The sequence below is a fragment of the Arthrobacter sp. THG-b23 genome (genome assembly GCF_059091265.1).
Map to the genome: position 1 here is coordinate 537,420 of NZ_JBNHGM010000002.1, position 18,964 is coordinate 556,383.

An 18,964-nucleotide genomic window follows, 5' to 3' on the forward strand; every position below is an offset into this window, starting at 1 on the left:
CCCCCACAGGACGGCAAACGGGGCGGACAGTTGCCTGTCCGCCCCGCCGATCGATCTGCCCGTGTGGAACGGGCCGCCCGTTATCCCCCGTGGGCGGCCTTGTAGGCCTCGATGATTTCAGATTGCACACGTCCGCGATCGCTAACGTTGTAACCGTTCTCCCGTGCCCACGCGCGGATCGCCGAGGCGTCCTGGTTGCGTGCGCCGCCGGACGGCTTGGAGGCTTTGGAGCCCCGGGCAGGAATCTTCCGGCCGGCAGAAATGTACGGCTTGAGCGCGTCGCGAAGCGCCTCGGCATGCGATGAAGAAAGATCAATTTCGTAGCTGCTGGAATCAAGGCTGAACCGGACCGTTTCCTCGGCCGAGCCACCATCCAGATCATCAACCAGAATGATTTTTACTTCTTGCGCCACAGAAGGCTCCTTTGGGTGGGTGTATCAATTTGTCCGGTATAATCCGAACCATACTTATTATGTCCTACACTCCATTTGAAGGCAATACAGCCTGATTCGGTCGGCCCGCAATCCGGCATGGTCCATATCGGATTAGACCATGGGGGAAATCACTGCACCTGGCGCGGGAATGTGATTAAAGGAAAAACCCCGGACAATTGATGATTGTCCGGGGCCTGCCCTTATTCTTCGCCGCCTTCGGCCGCGCGCCTTTCGGCTTCACGCTCGGCCTCCGCCAACGCTTCGCGTTCTTTCCGGTCGGCGTTGAATATGGCTTTCATCACGAAATAGAACAAAAGCCCGACACCGAGCGACGGTGCAAGTACCCACAGATATTCCATGCTCAGCCCAGCTCCGGCTTCAGCAGCGGGAACAGAATCGTTTCGCGGATTCCCACCTGGGTGAAAAGCATCACCAATCGGTCAATGCCGAGTCCGATTCCGCCCATCGGCGGCGCACCGTATTCGAGGGCACGCAGGAAGTCTTCGTCCAACTGCATCGCTTCCTCGTCTCCCGCCGCTGCCATTCGCGACTGCTCGGTCAGGCGTTCGCGCTGAATCACCGGATCAATCAGCTCCGAGAATGCGGTACCCCGTTCCATTCCGCCGATGATCAGGTCCCACGCCTCGATCAACTCAGGATTGTCCCGGTGGTTGCGTGCGAGCGGCTGCGCGGCCGGCGGGTAATCGTAAACGAAGGTCGGCTGCAGCAGCGTCGGCTCGACGATTTCGCCGAACAGCTCGACGACGGTCTTCTGGGTATCCCACTTCGGGTCGATCTTCACGCCATGCTGTTCGGCTATTTCGCGCAGCACCTCGCCGCCGGTCTGCGGGGTGATTTCCCGGCCCACCGCTTCGGACAAGCCGGGATAGACACCCAGCCAGCGCCATTCCCCGTTCAGGTCGATAGTGCCTTGCGGGGTTTCAATCACCCGGGTGCCTATGGTGTCGGCCACATTCAGGATCATTTCTTTCATGCGCTCGCCCATGACGAACTGGTCGGCATACGCTTCGTAGCTTTCCAGCGTGGTGAATTCGGGGCTGTGGGTGGAGTCGACGCCTTCATTGCGGAATATCCGGCCGATCTCGAAGACCCGGTCAATGCCGCCGACCACCGCGCGCTTGAGGTAAAGCTCCGTGGCAATGCGCAGGGTCATGTCCTGGTCGAAGGCATTCAGGTGTGTCTCGAAGGGACGGGCCGTCGCGCCTCCGTGGACCAGTTGCAGCATGGGGGTCTCCACTTCCACGTAGCCGTGGGAGTGGAGGGTCTCCCGGATGGAGCGGATGACAGCAGCACGGGTGTAAACCATCCGGCGTGCTTCGTCGCGCACCATGAGGTCCACGTAGCGCTGCCGCACGCGGGTCTCTTCATTGAGGCCGGCATGCAGCACGGGCAGCGGACGCAGCGCCTTGGAGGCCATCTGCCAGGTATCGGCCATCACTGACAGTTCACCGCGCTTGGAGCTGATGACTTCGCCGCGGATGAACACATGGTCGCCCAGGTCCACCAGCGCCTTCCAGTCGGCGAGCGCTTCCTCGCCGATGTTCGCCAGGCTCAACATCGCCTGCAGGCGTACCCCGTTGCCTTCCTGCAGGGTCGCGAAGCAGAGCTTGCCGGTGTTGCGGATGAAGACCACGCGCCCGGACACTCCGACGATGTCGCCGGTGGTCTCGTCCGCCTCGAGGTGGCCGTACTTTTCGCGCACCTCGGCCAGCGTGTGGGTCCGGTCCACGCCCACCGGGTAGGCCTCGACGCCGCGCTCCAAAAGTTTGGCGCGCTTGGCCATGCGCACATGCATCTGCTCGGAGGCGTCGGCAGCCTCGGCTGCGGGATGTGGGGTGGGGGAATTATCGCGGGTCACGGTAGTTAAGGGTACCGGTACCGGGGCCGGGCCAGCCAAACGTCCCGGGGCTTCGTCCCGGGGCTTCAGTAGCCGAGCTGCGCGTTGTCGATCAGCCGCACCGGACCGACCTTCGCGGCCAGCAGCACCAGGGCCTCGCCGGTGAACGGGGTTTCCCTGCAGTTGAAGGCCAGCGGCTCCAGCGTCCGGGGATCCACCACTTCCAGATAGTCCAGCTGGATGAGCGGCACCGACCCGATCATGGCCAACGCGCCGTCCACGTCCAGCGGTTCGTGCCGGTCGGCCTGTCCGCGCAGGTAGGCCAGGCTGCGGGAAAGCACCAGCGCCGCTTCCCGCTCGGCCTCGTTCAGGAAACGGTTGCGGCTGGAGAGTGCCAGCCCGTCGTCGTCGCGCACCGTGGGCAGCCCCACAATTTCCACCGGGAAGTTCAGGTCGGCCACCATGCGCTTGACCAGCACGAGCTGCTGCGCGTCCTTCTGGCCGAAGTAGGCGCGGTAATCGGCCGCGCCGGCCGCCGCGGGCAGACCGTAGTGGAGCAGCTTGGCCACCACGGTAAGGGCGCCGTCGAAGTGGCCCGGGCGGGAGGAACCCTCGAACTTCGCGCCGAGCGCCCCGGCGGAAATCCTGACCAGCGGCTCGCCGTCCGGGTAGACCTCTTCCAGGGCGGGCGCAAACACCACGTCTGCCCCGCACGTCGCCAGCAGGTCCAGATCGGCCTCCAGCGTGCGCGGGTAGCGGTCCAGGTCCTCCTGCTCGCCGAATTGCAGCGGATTCACGAACACGGAGACCACGACGACGTCGCACGCCTGCCGCGCGGCGCGCACCAGCGCGGCGTGGCCGGCGTGCAGCGCTCCCATGGTCGGTACCAGTCCCAGCGACGGCCGCCCGGCGGCCCCGGCTCCCGCCAGCAGGCCGGCCGTGACTTCCTCCAGTTCGGCGTGGGTTTTCACGAGGCGGGGGCGGGTGGTCACGGGTTCTCCTCCGAACGGGACTGGGCCAGGATGTCCAAAATCTCGGTTGCGCGGGCCTCTTTCAACAGGCCCCGCCGGACGGCACGCTGGGCCGTTGCGCGGGCCAGTTCCTCGTAGGCCAGCCGGATGTCGGTGCCGCCCGAATCCACTTCGCGGCGCAACAGCGCTTCGTGGTGGCTGCGGACGGTGCCGGCGTCGCCGCGGGCCACCGGCCCGGTCAGCGCCGCTTCCCCGGAGGCCAGCGCATTCTCCAGGGAAGCCCGCATCAGCGCACTGAGCACGCGGTCAGGTTGCTCCACGCCGGCTTCCGCCAGCAGTTGCGCCGATTGGGCTGCGATGGTCACCAGATGGTTCGAGGCGTGCGCCAGGGCAGCGTGGTAGAGCGTACGGTCCTTCTCGGCGATGACCACCGGCTCGCCGCCCATCTCCACGACCAGCGCCTGGGCGATCGGCAGCACCGTGGCCTCGGCCGTCACGCCGAAGCTGCAGTCGTTGAGCCGGGCGAGGTCCAGGCTCATGCCCGTGAACGTCATGGCCGGGTGGATGGCCAGCGGGATGGCGCCCTTCGCCCGCGCCGGCGCAAGCACGGCCGTGCCGTAGCGTCCGGAGGTGTGCACCACGAGCTGGCCCGGCTGCCAGACCCCGGCCGCGGCCAAGCCGTCCACCAGCTCCGGCAGGGCATCGTCCGGTACCGCCAGCAGCACCAGTTCGGCCCGTTCCACGATCTCCGGGATCTGCAGCACCGGAACGCCGGGCAGCAGGTTCTCGGCCCGTTCGCGGCTGTCCTCGGACACCGCGGACACCCCGACGACGGCGTGCCCCACTCCGCGCAGCGCGGCGCCGAGGACGGCACCGACCTTGCCGGCGCCGATCACGCCGATGCCCAACCGCCCGGGTCTACTCCTGCCCGCCATCGCGGCCCTCCCTTTCCCGCCGTGGTTCGTCCTGCTGCTCCGGCCCGCGGTCGCCGTCCTGGCGCCCTTCGGCCGCCTCCGGTATGGGACCGGATCCGGCCCCCCGGGCTTCCAGCCAGCGCTCCGGCACGCTGCGCCGCCTGGCCGCGGCGGCCCGGACCGACTGCTCGTCGAAGAGCCGGCGGGCGTTGTCGGCGTCGACCTGGTAAATCACCGGCGTGACCGGCCCAGCGGTCGTGTGCAGGCGCAGGTCTGCCACGCGCAGGCGGCGGGCCAGCGGGCCCTGGTGCAGCGCGATGGACTGGGTCCGCTCGTGCGGGACCACCGAGAGGCTGCGCCAGAGTCGGCCGCTGCGGGCCAGCAAGGCTGTCCCGGTGACGGCGAAGCCGTTGCGCCGCCAGGTCAGCCAGGACAGCCAGCGCACCCGCCGCGGCGAGGTGACGAATCCGCCGTCGGAGGCACCGGCGTCGTCCTGGTCCCTGGCCGCGATCCCGTCCAGGCCCGCCCCGAAGACGGTGAACGGGTCCTCGGTGCCCGGGTCCGGGAGCACCAGGGCCAGCATTTGCATGACTTCCTGCTGCGTGCCCACCGGCAGCAAGGTGGTGCGGGCGCCCGCGTTCTCCGCGCTGAGGCCGTAGCCGGCCACGTTCACGCGCATCCGGTACCAGCCCTTGAAGCGCCACAGCGGCGACTGCATGATTTCCACTGCCTGCACGCGGCCGGGCGGGACGGTCTGTGCCCGGGTCTCCAGCAGGCCGTAGCGGAGCCGGATGCCGTCCGGGGAGATGGCGGCGCGGAAGTTGTAGCCGGTGCTGAAGGTGGACCAGTAGCCCGCCACCACGCCGAACGCCGCGGGGACCAGGAAGGCCGGCCCGAACGCGGCGTCGAACACAAAGGTCGAGAGCCCGGCCGCGATGAGCATGATGAGCAGGAACACCGTGGTGCCGGAAAGCAGCGCGGCGCCGAGGATACGGCCGCCCGGGATGGCCAGGATCTGCTGTTCGGGGGCTTCGGCCACGGCTTCCTGCGGGTGGCCGGGATCGCTGCGCAAGCCGGCGGCCCGGGCCAGGATGGTGGCGCGCAGCTGCTGCGCCGACGCCAGCGGCAGGTAGGCCAGCCGCACCGCCGATTCGCCGGCGTCGGCCACTTCGAACTTGAGTTCGGCCAGGCCGAAGATCCGTGCCAGCAGCGGTTGGATGACGTCGATCGCCTGCACCCGGTCCAGCCGCGCCTGGCGGTGCTGGCGGAACAGGACGCCGGAGTTTACGCGGACATGGTCATCGGTGACCTGGTACCGGGTGAACCACCAGGACAGGAAGAACCCGCCCACCAGCAGCACGGCGACCACCATCATGATCAGCACGGTCCAGACGGCGCGGCCTCCGCTCAGCCCCCAGAACTCGTCGCCGCGGAACATGGCTTCGAACCAGTCCCGACCGAAGAAGTAGGCGATCGCCGCCAGCGCTATCCAGCCGCGGACCAGCGGCGAGATGGGGTGCACCCGGTGCCAGGTGCCGGCGGCGTCCGGTGCCAGGGGCACCCCGTGGGAGGCCGGCACTACTTCGCCGGGCGCATCCGGCCCCTGCCCGGGCAGCGGAGCCTGCCCGTTGCTGCCGGGAACGGTCATAGCCCGGCCAGCCTTGCCTGCCCGCGGTCGGAGAGTTGTTCGCGCAGCCGGGCTCCTTCTGCCGCCGGTACTCCCGGAATGCCGGCGTTGGTCTGCGGGCTGGCCGTGTGCAGCTTCACCGAGCACAGGCCGAAGGCCCGCTCGAGCGGTCCCACGCCAACATCCACGTACTGCATCCGGCCGTAGGGAACCACCATGACGCGCTGGAAAAACAGTCCGCGCCTGATCAGCAGGTCCTCGTCGCGTTCGGCGTATCCGATGGCCCGGACCTGGCGAGGAATCAAGAGTCCGGCCCAGACGCAGAGCGCGAGCGTGCCCAGGCTCAGCAGCCAGCCGAGCCACGCCGGGAATCCGGGCCAGAAACCGGTCAGCACGAGGACGAGCGGTGTGGAGAGCAGGGCAACGGCAACTATCGTGAAAACGGCCCAGCTGACCAGCCTCACGGTGACGTACTTGGGCGAGACCCGGATCCAGCTGATGCCGGCCGGATCGATCGCTTCGCTAGGCATACTCCCCCTCGCCTTGGGCCTCGGTACCGTTGTCCTTGGCCGCTTCGGTGTCCTCGGGCGGAAGCTTGCAGAAGCGCTCCACCACCAGCCCGATCACCACCATGACCAGGCCACCGCCCATCATAGCCAGCACGGCCGGGAGCGCCCCGAGGCCCGGCCGGTACAGCAGCAGCAGGAGCTGGTCCACCATGATGCCGGTGTGCCACCCGAAGATCAGGGAGCCGGCATAGGCGCAGGCCTGCGCCAGCACGAGCGTGCGGGCCGCGAGTACCGGATTCAGCTCCTTGTCCCGTTTGCCGTTGCGCCAGCGGCGCACCTTGAGGCCGAGCACCAGGGTGAAAACGGCGATGGCGGCCATCGTTGCCAGCGAGGAGAGGTGCAGGACGGGCACCGGCAGCCCGCCGCGCGCGGCAACCAGGTTCCCCAGCCACCCCAGCACGGCCGTGACGACGGCGATGGTCGCCAGCCAGCGGTATCTGATGGTCCTCACGAAGCCCGCACCCCGCCGGACACTATTGACCGGCTTCGAACGGCTCGGATTCGTAGGGTTCCACGCCGTCCAGGTCGCCGGCCGCCTTCGCCAGTTGGCCGACCGGGACGCCGTTGAGCGTGGCGTTCGAGTCCATCCAGGCCCAGGGCGCCAGCACGAAGGCGCGTTCGTGCGCCCGCGGGTGCGGGATGATCAGGTCCTCGTCGTTGAGCGTCAGGTCGCCGTAGGTGATGATGTCCACGTCCAGCGTGCGCGGCCCCCACCGCACTTCGCGGGTGCGGTGGTGCTTGTTTTCCACGGCCTGGCAGTGGGCCAGCAGCTGATGCGGATCCAGGTCGGTCTCCACCTCGAGCACCATGTTCAGGTAATCCGGCTGGTCCTCGGGACCGCCCACCGCCTTGGTCTGCACCACTGCCGAAACTTCGCGCAGCCGCACGTGGGGGGTGTCCACCAGATCCGCCACCGCGTGCGAAAGGGTGTCACTTCGTGCGCCGAGGTTGCTGCCCAGCGCCAGTACGGCGCGGACGCTCATGGCTGCTCCCGGTAGATGCTGACCGTGACATCGGAAAACTCCACCTGGATGGGTGCCTCCGGCTTGTGCACCGTGACCTCGACCGCCGCCACGGCGAACGTGCGCAGCACGTGGTCCGCTATCCGTTCGGCCAGTGTTTCGATCAGCTGCAGCGCCTCGCCGGTGATGATCGCTTCCACCTTGTCGGCGAGCTCGGCGTAGTTTGCGGTCTTCGCCAGGTCGTCACCGGCCGCAGCGGCCCGGATATCGGTGTGCAGGACCACGTCGACAATGAAGGGCTGGCCGTCGCGGCGCTCGTGCTCCAGCACGCCGTGGTAGCCCACGGCCTTGATGCCGGAAACCTTGATGAGGTCCGGCCGTACCGGAGGTGCTGGCGTCACGTCGCGCCCTACTTGGTCCAGGCGGCGGCGACTTTGACCGCGTCCAGCGAGGCGCCGGCGTCGTGCACGCGCACGCCCCACGCGCCGTTGGCAGCGGCAAGCGCGGAGACAGCCAGCGTGGCCTCGTCGCGTTCCTTGGGTGCGGCTGCCTTGCCGGCGGTGGTCAGCAGGGAACCGAGGAACCGCTTGCGGGAGGCGCCGACCAGCACCTTGTGCCCCAGTTGCGCGATCCGGTCCGTGGCGCGCAGCAGCTCCCAGTTGTGTTCGGCGTTCTTGGAAAAGCCCAGTCCCGGGTCAAGGATGATCTGCTCCGGCGCTACGCCGGCGGCGAGGAACTTGTCGCGCAGTTCGGTCAGCTCGGCGAGGACCTCTGACACCACGTCCTGGTAGTCCGCCTTGGGATCGACCTCCCGGGCATCCCCGCGCCGGTGCATCAGGATGTAGGGGACCTTCCGCTCGGCCACCAGGGCCGGCATGTGCGGGTCGTGGGTCATGCCGGAGACGTCGTTGACGATGGCCGCCCCGGCGTCCAGCGCCTTGGCCGCCGTGTCCACGTGCATGGTATCCACGCTGATCAGCGCGCCGGCCTTGACCAGTGCCTCGATGACCGGGAGGATGCGCTTCTGCTCTTCTTCGGGAGTGATCGAATCGGCGTTGGGGCGGGTGGATTCACCGCCGACGTCGATGATGTCGGCGCCGCCGTACAGCAGCTTCAGCCCGTAGGCGATCGCCGCTTCCTTGTTGGCGTGGTCGCCACCATCGCTGAACGAGTCCGGGGTGACGTTCAGGATGGCCATGACGACGGCGCGGTCGGTGGGGAGGTCCGCGAACTTCTTCGGCTCACGCGCCTTGCGCAGCACGGGCAGTGGCGACGTGGCCGGTCCGGTTCCGGGGACTGCGGCGAGTGAATCCATCTAGGTGTACCGTCTCTTCTCTTCGCTAACGTCCGATGATCAGGCTCATGGCCTCGGCTCGGGTGGCCGGCTCGCGCAATTGGCCGCGCACGGCCGAGGTGACTGTCTTCGCCCCCGGCTTGCGGACACCGCGCATCGACATGCACATGTGTTCGCATTCGACGACGACGATCGCGCCCTTGGGCTCCAGGTACTTGACCATGGCCTCGACGATCTGCGTGGTGAGGCGTTCCTGCACCTGCGGTCGCCGGGCGTAGATCTCGACCAGGCGGGCGAGCTTGCTCAACCCAGTCACCTTACCGTCATGGGACGGAATGTAGCCAATGTGGGCGGTGCCATGGAACGGAACCAGATGGTGCTCGCAGGTCGAATAGAACGGGATGTCCTTGACCAGCACCATTTCCTCATGGTTGATGTCGAACGTGGTGCCGAGGATGTCCGCCGGGTCCTGGTGCAGCCCGGCAAACACCTCCGCGTACGAACGGGCGACACGCTGCGGGGTGTCCCGCAGGCCTTCGCGGTCGGGATCTTCCCCGACGGCGATCAGGATCTCGCGCACCGCCTTCTCGATCCTGGGCAGGTCGATCAGCGGGTCAAAATCCAGCTCGGCGACAACGTCATCGTATTCGGTCACGTATGTGATCCTAGCTGCTGGCGCCGGGTACGCCGCTTCGGCCGTCATCCCCGGGCAGGTCCCCGCCGGCCGGGTTCGGGTCCACGATCACGGCCGCATGGCTTCCTTCCTGCTGCTGGCCGTTGGCGGCAGCTTCCCGCTCGCGCCGCGACACCACCGGCGGGATGTTGTGGACCGGACGGGTCTCCTTGGACAACCACACGTCGCGCAGCTCGCGGCGGCGCAGGTCGTGGAAGATCTCGGCGATCTCACGCTGGTTCAGCGTCTCGCGTTCCAGCAGGGCCAGGGCCAGCCGGTCCAGCACGTCACGGTTCTCGGTCAGGATGGCGTAGGCCTCGTCGTGGGCGTCGTCGATCAGCCGGCGCACTTCCTCGTCCACCACGAAGGCGACGTGGTCGGAGTAGTTGCGCTCATGCGACATGTCGCGGCCCAAAAACGGTTCGCCGCCGCCCTGGCCCAGCTTCACGGCACCCACGCGTTCGCTCATGCCGTACTGGGTGACCATCTGGCGGGCGGTGCCGGTGGCCTTCTCGATGTCGTTGGACGCGCCGGTGGACGGATCGTGGAAGACAATCTCCTCGGCCACCCGGCCACCCATGGCGTACGCGAGCTGGTCCAGCAGTTCGTTGCGGGTCACCGAGTACTTGTCGTCCTCCGGCACCACCATGGTGTAGCCCAGCGCGCGGCCGCGGGGCAGGATGGTGACCTTGGTGACCGGCGCGGAGTAGCGCAGCGCGGCCGCGACCAAGGCGTGCCCGCCTTCGTGGTAGGCGGTAATCTTGCGCTCGTGCTCCTTCATCACGCGGGAGCGCTTTTGCGGCCCGGCCATCACGCGGTCGATGGCTTCGTCCAGCGCCCGGTCGTCGATCAGCTGGGCGTTGGACCTCGCGGTCAAGAGTGCGGCTTCGTTGAGCACGTTGGCCAGGTCGGCGCCGGTGAATCCGGGCGCACGCTTGGCCAGGGAACGCAGGTCCACCCCCGGCGCCATGGGCTTGCCGGCGGCGTGCACCTGCAGGATCTGGTGGCGGCCCTCCAGGTCGGGGGCCTCGACGGCGATCTGCCGGTCGAAGCGGCCCGGGCGCAGCAACGCCGGGTCCAGCACGTCGGGGCGGTTGGTGGCGGCGATGAGGATGACGTTGGTCTTGACATCGAATCCGTCCATCTCGACCAGCAGCTGGTTCAGCGTCTGTTCGCGCTCGTCGTTGCCGCCGCCCACGCCGGCGCCACGGTGACGGCCGACCGCGTCGATTTCGTCCACGAAGATGATGGCCGGCGAATTGGTCTTGGCCTGTTCGAACAGGTCCCGGACGCGGGAGGCGCCGACGCCGACGAACATCTCCACGAAGTCGGAGCCGGAGATCGAGAAGAACGGCACGCCGGCTTCGCCTGCCACGGCGCGGGCGAGCAAGGTCTTGCCGGTACCGGGCGGACCGTAGAGCAGCACGCCCTTGGGGATCTTGGCCCCGACGGCCTGGAATTTGGCCGGCTCGGAGAGGAACTCCTTGATCTCGTGCAGTTCCTCCACGGCCTCGTCCACGCCCGCGACGTCGGCGAAGGTCACCTGGGGCATGTCCTTGGTGATCATCTTCGCCTTGGACTTGCCGAACTGCATGACCTTGGAACCGCCGCCCTGCATGCGCGTGAGCAGGAACCAGAAGATCAAACCGATGATCAGGATGGGCAGGATCAGGCTGATGAAGCTCATGAACCAGTTGTTCTCCACCGGCTGGTCGGTGAAGGTGTCCACGTCGGAGGCGTTGATCGCGTCCACGATGTCCGGGCCACGGTCGCGGCTGTAGAAGAAGGTGATCGACTTGCCCTTGTTGGCGTCGTCGATGACCAGGTCTTCGCGCAAGGTGAGGTCGACGCTCTGGGCGCCGTCGTTCATCCGGGCTTGTTCCGCCTTGTTGTCCTGCAGCAGTTCAAGTCCCACGCTGGTGTCGACCCGTGAAGACTGCGGACCGGCTAAATTGGGCACGGCGATCAGGAGGATGACCAGGACCAGGACAATCCAGATGATCGGTCCCTTGAAAAGGTTCTTCAATTTCATGCGACTTGGGGGCTTGCGCCCGTCCCTCCTGCTTGTCCGCGCGTGATGGCAGCCCGTGGGCTACTACAGCTATACACCGTCCGTCTTCCTTCACGCTCGACGGAGGGCATTAGTTCCCTCTCGGCGTAGCCTAACCCGCGGCGGGCGGTGCGGCGGTTATTCGTAGATGTGCGGCGCCAGGGTGCCGATGAAGTCCAGGTTGCGGTAGCGCTCGGCGTAGTCCAGCCCGTAGCCCACCACGAATTCGTTCGGGATCTCGTAGCCGACGTACTTGACGTCGATTTCCACCTTGGCGGCATCGGGCTTGCGCAGCAGGGTGCAGATTTCCACGCTGGCCGGACCGCGCGAAATCAAGTTGGTCTTCAGCCAGGACAGGGTGAGGCCCGAGTCGATGATGTCCTCCACGATGAGCACGTGCTTGCCCATCAAATCCGTCTCGAGGTCCTTCAGGATCCGCACGACGCCGGAGGACTGGGTGCCGGAGCCGTAGGAGGAGACGGCCATCCAGTCCATCTTGACGTGGCTGTGCAGTGCCCGGGCCAGGTCCGCCATGACCATCACCGCGCCCTTGAGGACGCCGACGATCAACAGGTCGCGCCCTTCATAGTCCTTGTCGATTTGGGCAGCCAGTTCGGCGACGCGCTGCTGGATCTGCTCCTTGGTGTAGAGGACGTGCTTGAGGTCTGCCTGGACGTCGTTGGAATCCACCACATGCTCCCGGGTCTAGCGGTCTGTCTGGCCGGGGCTGCGGCCAGTTGTTCTCAACACAAGATTGCCATAGCCGGTGCCATCTTGGTGAACCGCATTGGCAGCAGTCCGACGGTAGACACTGACGAATCCGGCCAACTGCACCGGGCCGGCCGAACCTTGGCGCCGCAGCAGCGATTCGGCCGCCAGCAGCCGTTCGTAGCTGGGGTTTTCGCCGCCCAGTTCCGCGGCGGCCAGGGCGATCACGCGGTGTTTCATGGCGGCCGGGAGTTGTTCCATGCCTTCCCGCGGCAGCTCCAGCCCGTCCGGCGTCGCCACCCGAAGCCGGCGGTATTCCTCGGCTGCCTGCGCCTGCAGGTAGTCGGCGTCGGCGGCCAGGATCTGTGCCGACCGCCACAGCGCCTCGGCGACGCCGGGGCCCATTTCGTCCTCCAGGAACGGCATCACCCGGGTCCGGATGCGTGAGCGCATGTAATGCGGATCGCTGTTCGCGGGGTCGTGCCAGGGCTGCAGGCCGGCAACCGCGCAGACCTCCTCGGTGTCTTCCCGGCGCAGCGACAGGAACGGACGCAGGTACCGGCCCCGTTTCACCGGCATGCCGGCCAGCGACCGTGTGCCCGAACCGCGGCCCAGACCCAGCAGCACCTGCTCGGCCTGGTCGTCCAGCGTGTGCCCCAGCAGCACTGCAGAGGCCCCGAGTTCCGCCGCCGCGGCATCGAGCGCCGCGTAACGTGCCGTCCGGGCGGCTGCCTCCGGCCCCATGCCGGCCGATTCCACGGCCACCCGGCGGACCTGGACCGGAGCAAGTCCCAGTGATTCCAGCTGCAGCCGGGCTCCGTCGGCCACCTCCGCGCTGCCCTGTTGCAGGCCATGGTCGACGACGACGGCCCCCACCCGGTAAGGACGGACGCCGTTGCGCGCCGGCCGGTTGAAGAATTCGGCGGCGACGGCCAGGGCCAGCGAATCAGGTCCCCCGCTGCAGGCCACCAACAACACCTGCGGTTCGGCGGTCTCCGCTGTCGCTGCCGGCGGCCCGAACTGTTCCAGCGCCTGCCGCAGCTGGTGCCGGGCGTCCGCCACGCGCGGATGCAACTTGGGCTTGCGCCGGTCCGCGGCAACACCGCTCATGGGCGGCTGAGGTCCATCCGGCTGATCCACAGATCGGGGTGATGGATCTCCTCTTCGGTGGGCAGGTTTTCGGGACGCTCCCACACGGTGTTGAAACCCTCCATGCCGATCTGCCGGGTCACTGCGCGGACGAACTTGGCACCGTCGGAGTACTGCCGGGCCTTGGCATCGAGCCCCATGAGTTTGCGGACCCAGTTCTCCAGCGCCCCGCGGCTCTTGCCGCGCGCGTTGAAACGCTGGCGGATGGTCTTCACCGTCGGGACAAGCGAGGAGTCAACCGCGTCCATCACCACGTTGGCGTGGCCCTCCAGCAGGCTCATCACGGCGGTCAGGTGGGAGAAAACGGCCTTCTCTTCCGGGCCCTGGATGAGGTCGAGGAGGGAGCCCTTCAGCGATGAACCCGGCCCTCCGCCGTCGTCCTTTCCGCTGTCCTTGGCCGCGGCGACGGCGGCCTTGACGGTCTGCTGCAGCCGCTCGCCCAGCGTGTCCGCTTTTTCCACCAGCGAGGACGAGAGCCCGCCGATCTGCTCCATCATGTGGTCCCGCAGCCAGGGAGCCGCGGCGAACTGCACCCGGTGGGTCTGCTCGTGCAGGCACACCCACAGGCGGAAGTCGGAGGGCACCACATTCAGTTCGCGCTCCACGGTGACGATGTTAGGCGCCACCAGCATCAGCCGCCCGGCTGCCGGGCCGCCGGGCAACAGGGAACAGAACGGGTCGTACTGGCCCAACACCTTGCTGGAGAGGAAGGACAGAATGGCGCCCATCTGGGTGCCGGTGAGCACGCTGCCCACTGCCGTGGTGGCGTTCTTGAGCTGATCCGGGCGCTTCTCGGCGAGCGTGGTGATGGCCGGGGCCAGCATGACTTCGAAACTGCGGGCGTTGGCCTTGGACCAGGCGGCGCGGTCGACGATCAGGACGTCGGAGTCGTGCAGGTCGCGGGCAGCCTCCAACCCCGTGATGCGGTGCACGTGGTCCACCGATGCTTCGGCCAGACGGCGCATTTCCGCCACCGCGGCGCGCATTTCCGCGGCCTTCATCCGGGGGCCGGCCGGGGTCAGCGTGGCTGCCGTCGACGCGGCCAGTTCCCAGTTGACCAGCCGAGGGACGGGGCCCGGGGTGGCGCCGGATTCACTGGGGGTCGGTGCGCTACTGTCCATGCGTCCCATCAGATCACATCAGCGGCGAGCGGGTCACTACCGGCGGGCATCGATTGGAAGCATCCCGGCGGCTGCGGCCCGGCGGCCGGGGCTCAGCGGCAGCACTTCAGCAGCGCGCGGTTTCCCTGCTGCGGCTCAGCGGCAGCCGCAGCCGGCCAGCACGGTCGCCGCCCGGTCGGCGGCCACGCGGGCGGCGTCGGTCGAGCCTTTCAGGCCGTTGGCCACGAAGGCGAAAACCAGCAGGCGTCCGTCGGCGCTGGCCACGTAGCCGCTGAGCGACGTCACGGTGTTCAACGTGCCGGTCTTGGCCCGGACCAGTCCGGCGCCGGCGGGGTTGTTTTCCAAATAGCGCCCGGACAAGGTGCCGGTCAGGCCGGCGACCGGCAGGGAACCGATGCCGGCCCGCAGGTCCGCATCCTCGGAGGTGGCCATCAGCCTGACCGCCGCGGCCAGCTGCGCAGGACTGACCCGGTTCTCCATCGACAGCCCGCTGGCATCGGCGAGCACCATGCCCTCCACCGGAATGCCCAGCCGCTGCACCGCCTCGCGGACGGCTTCGGTTCCGCCGCCGAAGGAGCCGGGTTTCCCTGCCGCCACGGCGGTGTTGCGCGCCAGGACCTCGGCCAGATAGTTGTCCGAGTGCTGCATCATGTAGGCCACCTGGTCGGCCACCGGGGCGGATTCCGCCTCGGTGAGCACGGCTGCGTCCGCCGGCGCCGCTTCGCGTGCCACCGCGCCGCTCACGGTGAGCTCCTGCCCGGCCACGGCCTGGGCCAGCGCGTCGCGGAACGCTGCCCCCGCCAGGGCGGCGGCGTCGGCCACCAGGTCGCCGCCGCCGTCGGCCTGTTCCCGCCCGGCGTACAGGGCAAGCGGGTACACCGCGGCGATCTCGCCGTTCTTCACATCGCCCGGGTCCCAGGCGGCGCTGAGGGCGGCCCCGGAGTAGAGGGAGTCGTCCACCGCCACCGAAAGTTCACCGGTGTACCCGTCGGCGGCGAGTTGTTCGGCCGTTTCGGCTGCCAGCGTTGCCAGCCCGGCTTCGCCCCATACCGCGCCTGGGTTGGAATCCCCGGCGCCCAGCAAGGCATCGCCGCCGCCGACCAGGTACACCACGCCCGGTTCGCCGCCGCGCTTGACCGAAGTAGTGAACCGGCGGTCGGCACCGATGGTATCCAGGGCGGCGACGGCGGTGAGCAGCTTCAGGTTGGACGCCGGAACCAGCGGCTCGGCGGCGGCCTGGTCGTACAGGACGTCACCCGTGGCCGCATCGGTGACGATCCCGGTGAAGCCGCCGGCGCCGTCGAACGCCAAGGCCCTGTCCAGGGCGGGCCCCAGCACGGCCGGATCCGGCACCGGTGCCCCGCCGGCCGGTTCGGCCGCCGGCGGGACCGCCAGTTCGGTGGGCGGCAGCTGCGCGGCCGGGGTGCTGATGACCGGCTCCGGCTCCGGCCATTCGATGGCCTGGGCGAGGTTGAATGCGGCGGGGACAGCCAGCACGGCGAATACCACTGCCAGCAGCCCGGAGGTGAGCACGCGGAAGCCACGCCCCATGCTGCCCCTCCTCGAGGATCTTGAAGTGTTGCGCACGCCCAGCTCCGACCCCAATGCCGGCACGGAAGGGCAAGACCTATATCGTTAAGCGTAGTCTGGCGCCGGGTCACGGTTGTGCATCGGCGGCGCCGAAGCGAAAATTCTGAACGCCTCCAAGGAGCGAAGCCATGCAGCATGACGTCACCATCGAGATCCCCAAGGGTTCGCGGGTCAAGTACGAGATCGATCATGAAACCCACCGCCTCCGCCTGGACCGGGTGCTGTTCACTTCCATGCAGTACCCCACCCACTACGGCTTTTTCGAGGAAACGCTGGGCGAAGACGGCGATCCGCTGGACGCGATGGTCATGCTGCAGGACTATGACCTGCTGCCGGGTGTCGTGGTCGAATCCCGCCCGATTGCCGTCTTTAACATGACCGACGAGGGCGGCGGCGACGCCAAGGTGCTGTGCGTTCCGGCCGACAAGCGCTTCGACCACATCCAGGAGCTTTCCGACGTGCCGGAGTTCCTGGTCAAGGAAATCGAGCACTTCTTCACCCGCTACAAGGATTTGGAGCCGGGCAAGTGGGTCAAGGCCGAGGGCTGGGCGGACCGGGCCGCCGCCGAGGCGGAACTGGAAGCCTCCATCCGGCGCTTCGCAGACCAGGGCTAAGGCCCCGGCGCGGCGTACCGCAGGGCGGGCACGCCGGGCCTGAACTGAACCTCGCCGGAACCGGCGGGAACAACGGCTGCGGCCCGGACCCTCCTAGGTCCGGGCCGCTTTTGCATGCGTCGGAGCTACCGGCGGCAGGACACACCAGCCAACCGGAATCGGTTGTTCCTGCCCGGACGGGCGCAATACTGGTGCCATGTACGTGCTCACCATCAACCAGCGCGATTCCCGCGAGGTGGGCGATCTGGTGCCCGAATTGATCAGGTCGCTGCGCCACCTGCCCGCGGCGATCCCCTTCCAGCGGTCCGTCGGCGACGAAGCGATCGGCGCGGTCGAGCAGCCGTCCACGGCCATCGACGCGGCGCTGATCGCGCTGCGCAGCCGGCGCTGGCATGTGGGAATCGGAGTGGGTGAACTGCGGCCGCCGCTTCCGCAGGACGTCAAGGACGCCGAGGGGCTCGGCCTGGTCTACGCACGCCGCGCGGTGAACCGTGCACAGAAAACCGGCGAGCGCGTTCCGCTGGCCGTATCCGGCCCCGATGCGGAGGCCGCGGCGGAAGCAGAAGCCGTGGTGCGGCTCATCGGCCGGATTGTCGCCACCCGCACCGACGCGGAGTGGAAGGTGCTGGACCTGATGACGCCGGGGGCGCGCGGCCAGCAGAAGTACATTGCCGAAGAACTGGGCATCACCAGCCAGGCCGTGAGCAAGGCGGTGGTCCGCTCGCACTGGGTGGAGGAGTGGGCCTGCCGCCCGGCAGCCGCCCGGCTGCTAAACCTTGTCCACGGACCCGCCGCCCTGCCCGCCGTCGCGCCGCCCGGCTGACTCGCCCCGTTCGTTACGGTAACAACGGCCGCGGCGCCTAGACTCCTAGGGAGACGGCGCCCGCCTCCGTCAGTGGTACAACGACAAGAGGAGTATTCATATGGTTCCGGAGATCAACATCTGGGCGGTCATCGTGGCTACCCTTTCGACCCTGATCGTCGGATCTGTCTGGTACATGCCGAAGGTCTTCGGCAACTACTGGATGAGGGTCGCCAACGTCAGCCCCGGTGAAGGCAAAGACGCCGTACGCCCGATCATCATCACGGTGGTCGTCAGCCTGATCAGCGCGTGGGTGCTGGCGGGTTCGGCGGCCATTGCACAGGATTTCTACGGCGGCAACTTCCTGTGGAACACGGTGCTGACCGCCATCATCCTCTGGGCCGGCTTCACCGCCGCCCGCTTCGCAACGCACGATGCCTTCGAAGGCCGGCCCGTTGGGTTGACCGTGCTGAACATCGTGCACGAACTCGTGACCTTCCTGGTCATGGCACTGGTCATCGGCCTCTTCGGCATCACCGGAGCCTGAGGACCGCCGCCGGACCGCCAGGCAGCCGGCGGGAACCGGTGTGCCCGGGTTGTTCAACCCGGGAATCTCCTCAGTCCAGCAGGCTGCGCAGCACGGCTGCCGCCCCGTCTTCCTCCACGGTTCCCGTGACCTCGCGAGCGGCGGCCACGACCTCCTCGGGCGCCTGTCCCATGGCGACGCCGCGGGCGGCCCAGTCCAGCATTTCGATGTCGTTGCGGCCGTCGCCCATCGCGACGGTATGCGACGGCTCGACGTCCAGCTTCCGGCGCAGGGATTCCAGCGCACTGGCTTTGGTCACGCCGTTGGCCGCGATGTCCAGCCACGCGGTCCAGCCCACCGAGTACGTCACTCCCTTGAGCCCTGCGGTGTCGATGGCCTCCTTGAACTCCTCGGGAGTGTTTTCGGCGCTGGAAACCACCACGCGCACGGCCGTGGATTCCAGCAGCGTCTCGAAGTCGACGCCCATGGCCTCGATCCCAAAGCTGGCGTCCTGGAAGCGCTCCGTGGCCAGGAAATTGCCCTCTTCGTCCTCGAGCGCAAACTTGGCAGTCGGCAGCTTGGACCGCATCACCCGCAAGGCCGGTCCGGGGTTGAACGTCACCCGGTCGATCACCTCGTAGCCGTCCTCCAGCGAGGTGTCGATCCGGAGGGTGACACCGCCGTTGGAGCAGACGGCATACCCCTTGGTGACGCCGATCAGCTCGATGATCGGCAGCGTTGCATTCAGGGACCGCCCGGTGGAGACGACCACCTCGTGGCCGGCGTCGACGACGGCGCGCGCCGCTTCGCGCACGGCATCGCTCATGTGACCGTCGTGGTTGACCAACGTGCCGTCCACGTCCAGCGCCACCAGCTTGCGGGACCCGTTTTCCACGAAGTTGTGGCGCCGGGCCGCGTTCTTCTTATCGTTTGTCATATCTTCTGTAGCAATCCGCTGGTCCTCGGTGCCAGCGTTAGCCTTATCAGCTGTAGTTGTCATGTCCCTAGTCAAACATGGGCGGCATACACCCGGGTAGGAAATTTTCTACGGGCGAATGAAGTGCCGGTGAACGCCATCCCGCCCCAACGGCACCCACATGCC

Annotated in this window: 21 protein-coding genes; 3 read left to right on the forward strand and 18 right to left on the reverse strand. The window is 67.7% G+C overall.

From position 1 onward, the window contains the following. Positions 1-80: 80 nt before the first annotated feature. The 17 genes from AC5RVD_RS06180 to dacB form a co-directional block, all read right to left on the reverse strand. A complete protein-coding gene (locus AC5RVD_RS06180) occupies positions 81-413 on the reverse strand; it encodes a histone-like nucleoid-structuring protein Lsr2 (protein ID WP_494111002.1) in 333 nt (110 codons plus the stop codon). A gap of 221 nt (positions 414-634) precedes the next feature. Beyond that, entirely contained in the window at positions 635-793 is a 159-nt protein-coding gene (locus AC5RVD_RS06185) for a hypothetical protein (RefSeq protein WP_494126376.1), read from the reverse strand. Between the two features lie 2 nt (positions 794-795). Further along, positions 796-2,313 carry a lysine--tRNA ligase gene (lysS, locus tag AC5RVD_RS06190; RefSeq protein ID WP_494126377.1) on the reverse strand — a complete coding sequence of 506 codons (1,518 nt, stop codon included), beginning with the start codon at positions 2,311-2,313 and terminating at the stop codon, positions 796-798. Positions 2,314-2,378: 65 nt separating this feature from the next. Continuing rightward, on the reverse strand, positions 2,379-3,284 hold the full coding sequence (gene panC / locus AC5RVD_RS06195) for a pantoate--beta-alanine ligase (protein ID WP_494126378.1): 906 nt from the start codon (positions 3,282-3,284) through the stop codon (positions 2,379-2,381). Further along, the gene (locus AC5RVD_RS06200; RefSeq protein WP_494110998.1) at positions 3,281-4,198 is read right to left on the reverse strand and encodes a Rossmann-like and DUF2520 domain-containing protein; all 918 of its coding nucleotides are present in this window, start codon (positions 4,196-4,198) and stop codon (positions 3,281-3,283) included. Before AC5RVD_RS06200 ends, panC begins: the two co-directional genes overlap by 4 nt. Continuing rightward, positions 4,182-5,825, reverse strand: coding sequence for a PH domain-containing protein (locus tag AC5RVD_RS06205; protein ID WP_494126379.1), 1,644 nt, complete (start codon positions 5,823-5,825; stop codon positions 4,182-4,184). Before AC5RVD_RS06205 ends, AC5RVD_RS06200 begins: the two co-directional genes overlap by 17 nt. Beyond that, the gene (locus tag AC5RVD_RS06210) at positions 5,822-6,334 is read right to left on the reverse strand and encodes a PH domain-containing protein (protein ID WP_494126380.1); all 513 of its coding nucleotides are present in this window, start codon (positions 6,332-6,334) and stop codon (positions 5,822-5,824) included. Before AC5RVD_RS06210 ends, AC5RVD_RS06205 begins: the two co-directional genes overlap by 4 nt. Beyond that, on the reverse strand, positions 6,327-6,824 hold the full coding sequence (locus tag AC5RVD_RS06215) for a DUF3180 domain-containing protein (protein ID WP_494126381.1): 498 nt from the start codon (positions 6,822-6,824) through the stop codon (positions 6,327-6,329). Before AC5RVD_RS06215 ends, AC5RVD_RS06210 begins: the two co-directional genes overlap by 8 nt. Before the next feature lie 22 nt (positions 6,825-6,846). Then, on the reverse strand, positions 6,847-7,356 hold the full coding sequence (folK, locus tag AC5RVD_RS06220) for a 2-amino-4-hydroxy-6-hydroxymethyldihydropteridine diphosphokinase (protein WP_494126382.1): 510 nt from the start codon (positions 7,354-7,356) through the stop codon (positions 6,847-6,849). Continuing rightward, complete coding sequence (folB, locus tag AC5RVD_RS06225; protein WP_494126383.1) at positions 7,353-7,736, reverse strand: dihydroneopterin aldolase; 384 nt, start codon at positions 7,734-7,736, stop codon at positions 7,353-7,355. Before folB ends, folK begins: the two co-directional genes overlap by 4 nt. An 8-nt stretch (positions 7,737-7,744) precedes the next feature. Then, entirely contained in the window at positions 7,745-8,650 is a 906-nt protein-coding gene (folP, locus tag AC5RVD_RS06230; RefSeq protein ID WP_494110993.1) for a dihydropteroate synthase, read from the reverse strand. Positions 8,651-8,675: 25 nt separating this feature from the next. Then, positions 8,676-9,236: a GTP cyclohydrolase I FolE gene (folE, locus tag AC5RVD_RS06235; RefSeq protein ID WP_493978378.1), complete on the reverse strand. Its 561-nt coding sequence runs from the start codon at positions 9,234-9,236 to the stop codon at positions 8,676-8,678. A gap of 58 nt (positions 9,237-9,294) precedes the next feature. Further along, positions 9,295-11,334, reverse strand: a complete 2,040-nt coding sequence (gene ftsH / locus AC5RVD_RS06240) for an ATP-dependent zinc metalloprotease FtsH (protein WP_494110992.1) — start codon at positions 11,332-11,334, stop codon at positions 9,295-9,297. A gap of 156 nt (positions 11,335-11,490) precedes the next feature. Next, positions 11,491-12,042, reverse strand: a complete 552-nt coding sequence (gene hpt, locus AC5RVD_RS06245) for a hypoxanthine phosphoribosyltransferase (protein WP_353916673.1) — start codon at positions 12,040-12,042, stop codon at positions 11,491-11,493. 15 nt (positions 12,043-12,057) lie between these two features. Further along, positions 12,058-13,170 (reverse strand): tRNA lysidine(34) synthetase TilS, encoded by a 1,113-nt coding sequence (gene tilS, locus AC5RVD_RS06250; protein WP_494126384.1) that lies wholly within the window; start codon positions 13,168-13,170, stop codon positions 12,058-12,060. Further along, positions 13,167-14,330 carry a zinc-dependent metalloprotease gene (locus AC5RVD_RS06255; protein ID WP_494126385.1) on the reverse strand — a complete coding sequence of 388 codons (1,164 nt, stop codon included), beginning with the start codon at positions 14,328-14,330 and terminating at the stop codon, positions 13,167-13,169. Before AC5RVD_RS06255 ends, tilS begins: the two co-directional genes overlap by 4 nt. Positions 14,331-14,465: 135 nt before the next feature. Then, positions 14,466-15,881: a D-alanyl-D-alanine carboxypeptidase/D-alanyl-D-alanine endopeptidase gene (gene dacB, locus AC5RVD_RS06260; protein WP_494126386.1), complete on the reverse strand. Its 1,416-nt coding sequence runs from the start codon at positions 15,879-15,881 to the stop codon at positions 14,466-14,468. 167 nt (positions 15,882-16,048) lie between these two features. Here dacB and AC5RVD_RS06265 point away from each other — a divergent pair, with 167 nt between their 5' ends. The 3 genes from AC5RVD_RS06265 to AC5RVD_RS06275 all read left to right on the forward strand — a co-directional run bounded on the left by AC5RVD_RS06265 (position 16,049) and on the right by AC5RVD_RS06275 (position 17,883). Next, a complete protein-coding gene (locus tag AC5RVD_RS06265; protein ID WP_494126387.1) occupies positions 16,049-16,534 on the forward strand; it encodes an inorganic diphosphatase in 486 nt (161 codons plus the stop codon). A 196-nt stretch (positions 16,535-16,730) separates the two neighbouring features. Then, the gene (locus AC5RVD_RS06270) at positions 16,731-17,357 is read left to right on the forward strand and encodes a hypothetical protein (protein WP_494126388.1); all 627 of its coding nucleotides are present in this window, start codon (positions 16,731-16,733) and stop codon (positions 17,355-17,357) included. A 100-nt stretch (positions 17,358-17,457) separates the two neighbouring features. Continuing rightward, a complete protein-coding gene (locus AC5RVD_RS06275; RefSeq protein ID WP_494110987.1) occupies positions 17,458-17,883 on the forward strand; it encodes a DUF1761 domain-containing protein in 426 nt (141 codons plus the stop codon). A gap of 70 nt (positions 17,884-17,953) precedes the next feature. Here AC5RVD_RS06275 and AC5RVD_RS06280 read toward each other — a convergent pair whose 3' ends face one another. Then, positions 17,954-18,862 carry an HAD family hydrolase gene (locus AC5RVD_RS06280; protein ID WP_494110986.1) on the reverse strand — a complete coding sequence of 303 codons (909 nt, stop codon included), beginning with the start codon at positions 18,860-18,862 and terminating at the stop codon, positions 17,954-17,956. Positions 18,863-18,964: the final 102 nt, after the last annotated feature.

Coding starts and splice junctions, on each gene's coding strand:
- AC5RVD_RS06185 (WP_494126376.1), bottom strand. CDS start 793: ATGGAATATCTGTGGGTACTTGCACCGTCGCTCGGTGTCGGGCTTTTG.
- AC5RVD_RS06200 (WP_494110998.1), bottom strand. CDS start 4,198: ATGGCGGGCAGGAGTAGACCCGGGCGGTTGGGCATCGGCGTGATCGGC.
- AC5RVD_RS06205 (WP_494126379.1), bottom strand. CDS start 5,825: ATGACCGTTCCCGGCAGCAACGGGCAGGCTCCGCTGCCCGGGCAGGGG.
- AC5RVD_RS06210 (WP_494126380.1), bottom strand. CDS start 6,334: ATGCCTAGCGAAGCGATCGATCCGGCCGGCATCAGCTGGATCCGGGTC.
- folK (WP_494126382.1), bottom strand. CDS start 7,356: ATGAGCGTCCGCGCCGTACTGGCGCTGGGCAGCAACCTCGGCGCACGA.
- folP (WP_494110993.1), bottom strand. CDS start 8,650: ATGGATTCACTCGCCGCAGTCCCCGGAACCGGACCGGCCACGTCGCCA.
- ftsH (WP_494110992.1), bottom strand. CDS start 11,334: ATGAAATTGAAGAACCTTTTCAAGGGACCGATCATCTGGATTGTCCTG.
- tilS (WP_494126384.1), bottom strand. CDS start 13,170: ATGAGCGGTGTTGCCGCGGACCGGCGCAAGCCCAAGTTGCATCCGCGC.
- AC5RVD_RS06255 (WP_494126385.1), bottom strand. CDS start 14,330: ATGGACAGTAGCGCACCGACCCCCAGTGAATCCGGCGCCACCCCGGGC.
- dacB (WP_494126386.1), bottom strand. CDS start 15,881: ATGGGGCGTGGCTTCCGCGTGCTCACCTCCGGGCTGCTGGCAGTGGTA.
- AC5RVD_RS06265 (WP_494126387.1), top strand. CDS start 16,049: ATGCAGCATGACGTCACCATCGAGATCCCCAAGGGTTCGCGGGTCAAG.
- AC5RVD_RS06270 (WP_494126388.1), top strand. CDS start 16,731: ATGTACGTGCTCACCATCAACCAGCGCGATTCCCGCGAGGTGGGCGAT.
- AC5RVD_RS06275 (WP_494110987.1), top strand. CDS start 17,458: ATGGTTCCGGAGATCAACATCTGGGCGGTCATCGTGGCTACCCTTTCG.
- AC5RVD_RS06280 (WP_494110986.1), bottom strand. CDS start 18,862: ATGACAACTACAGCTGATAAGGCTAACGCTGGCACCGAGGACCAGCGG.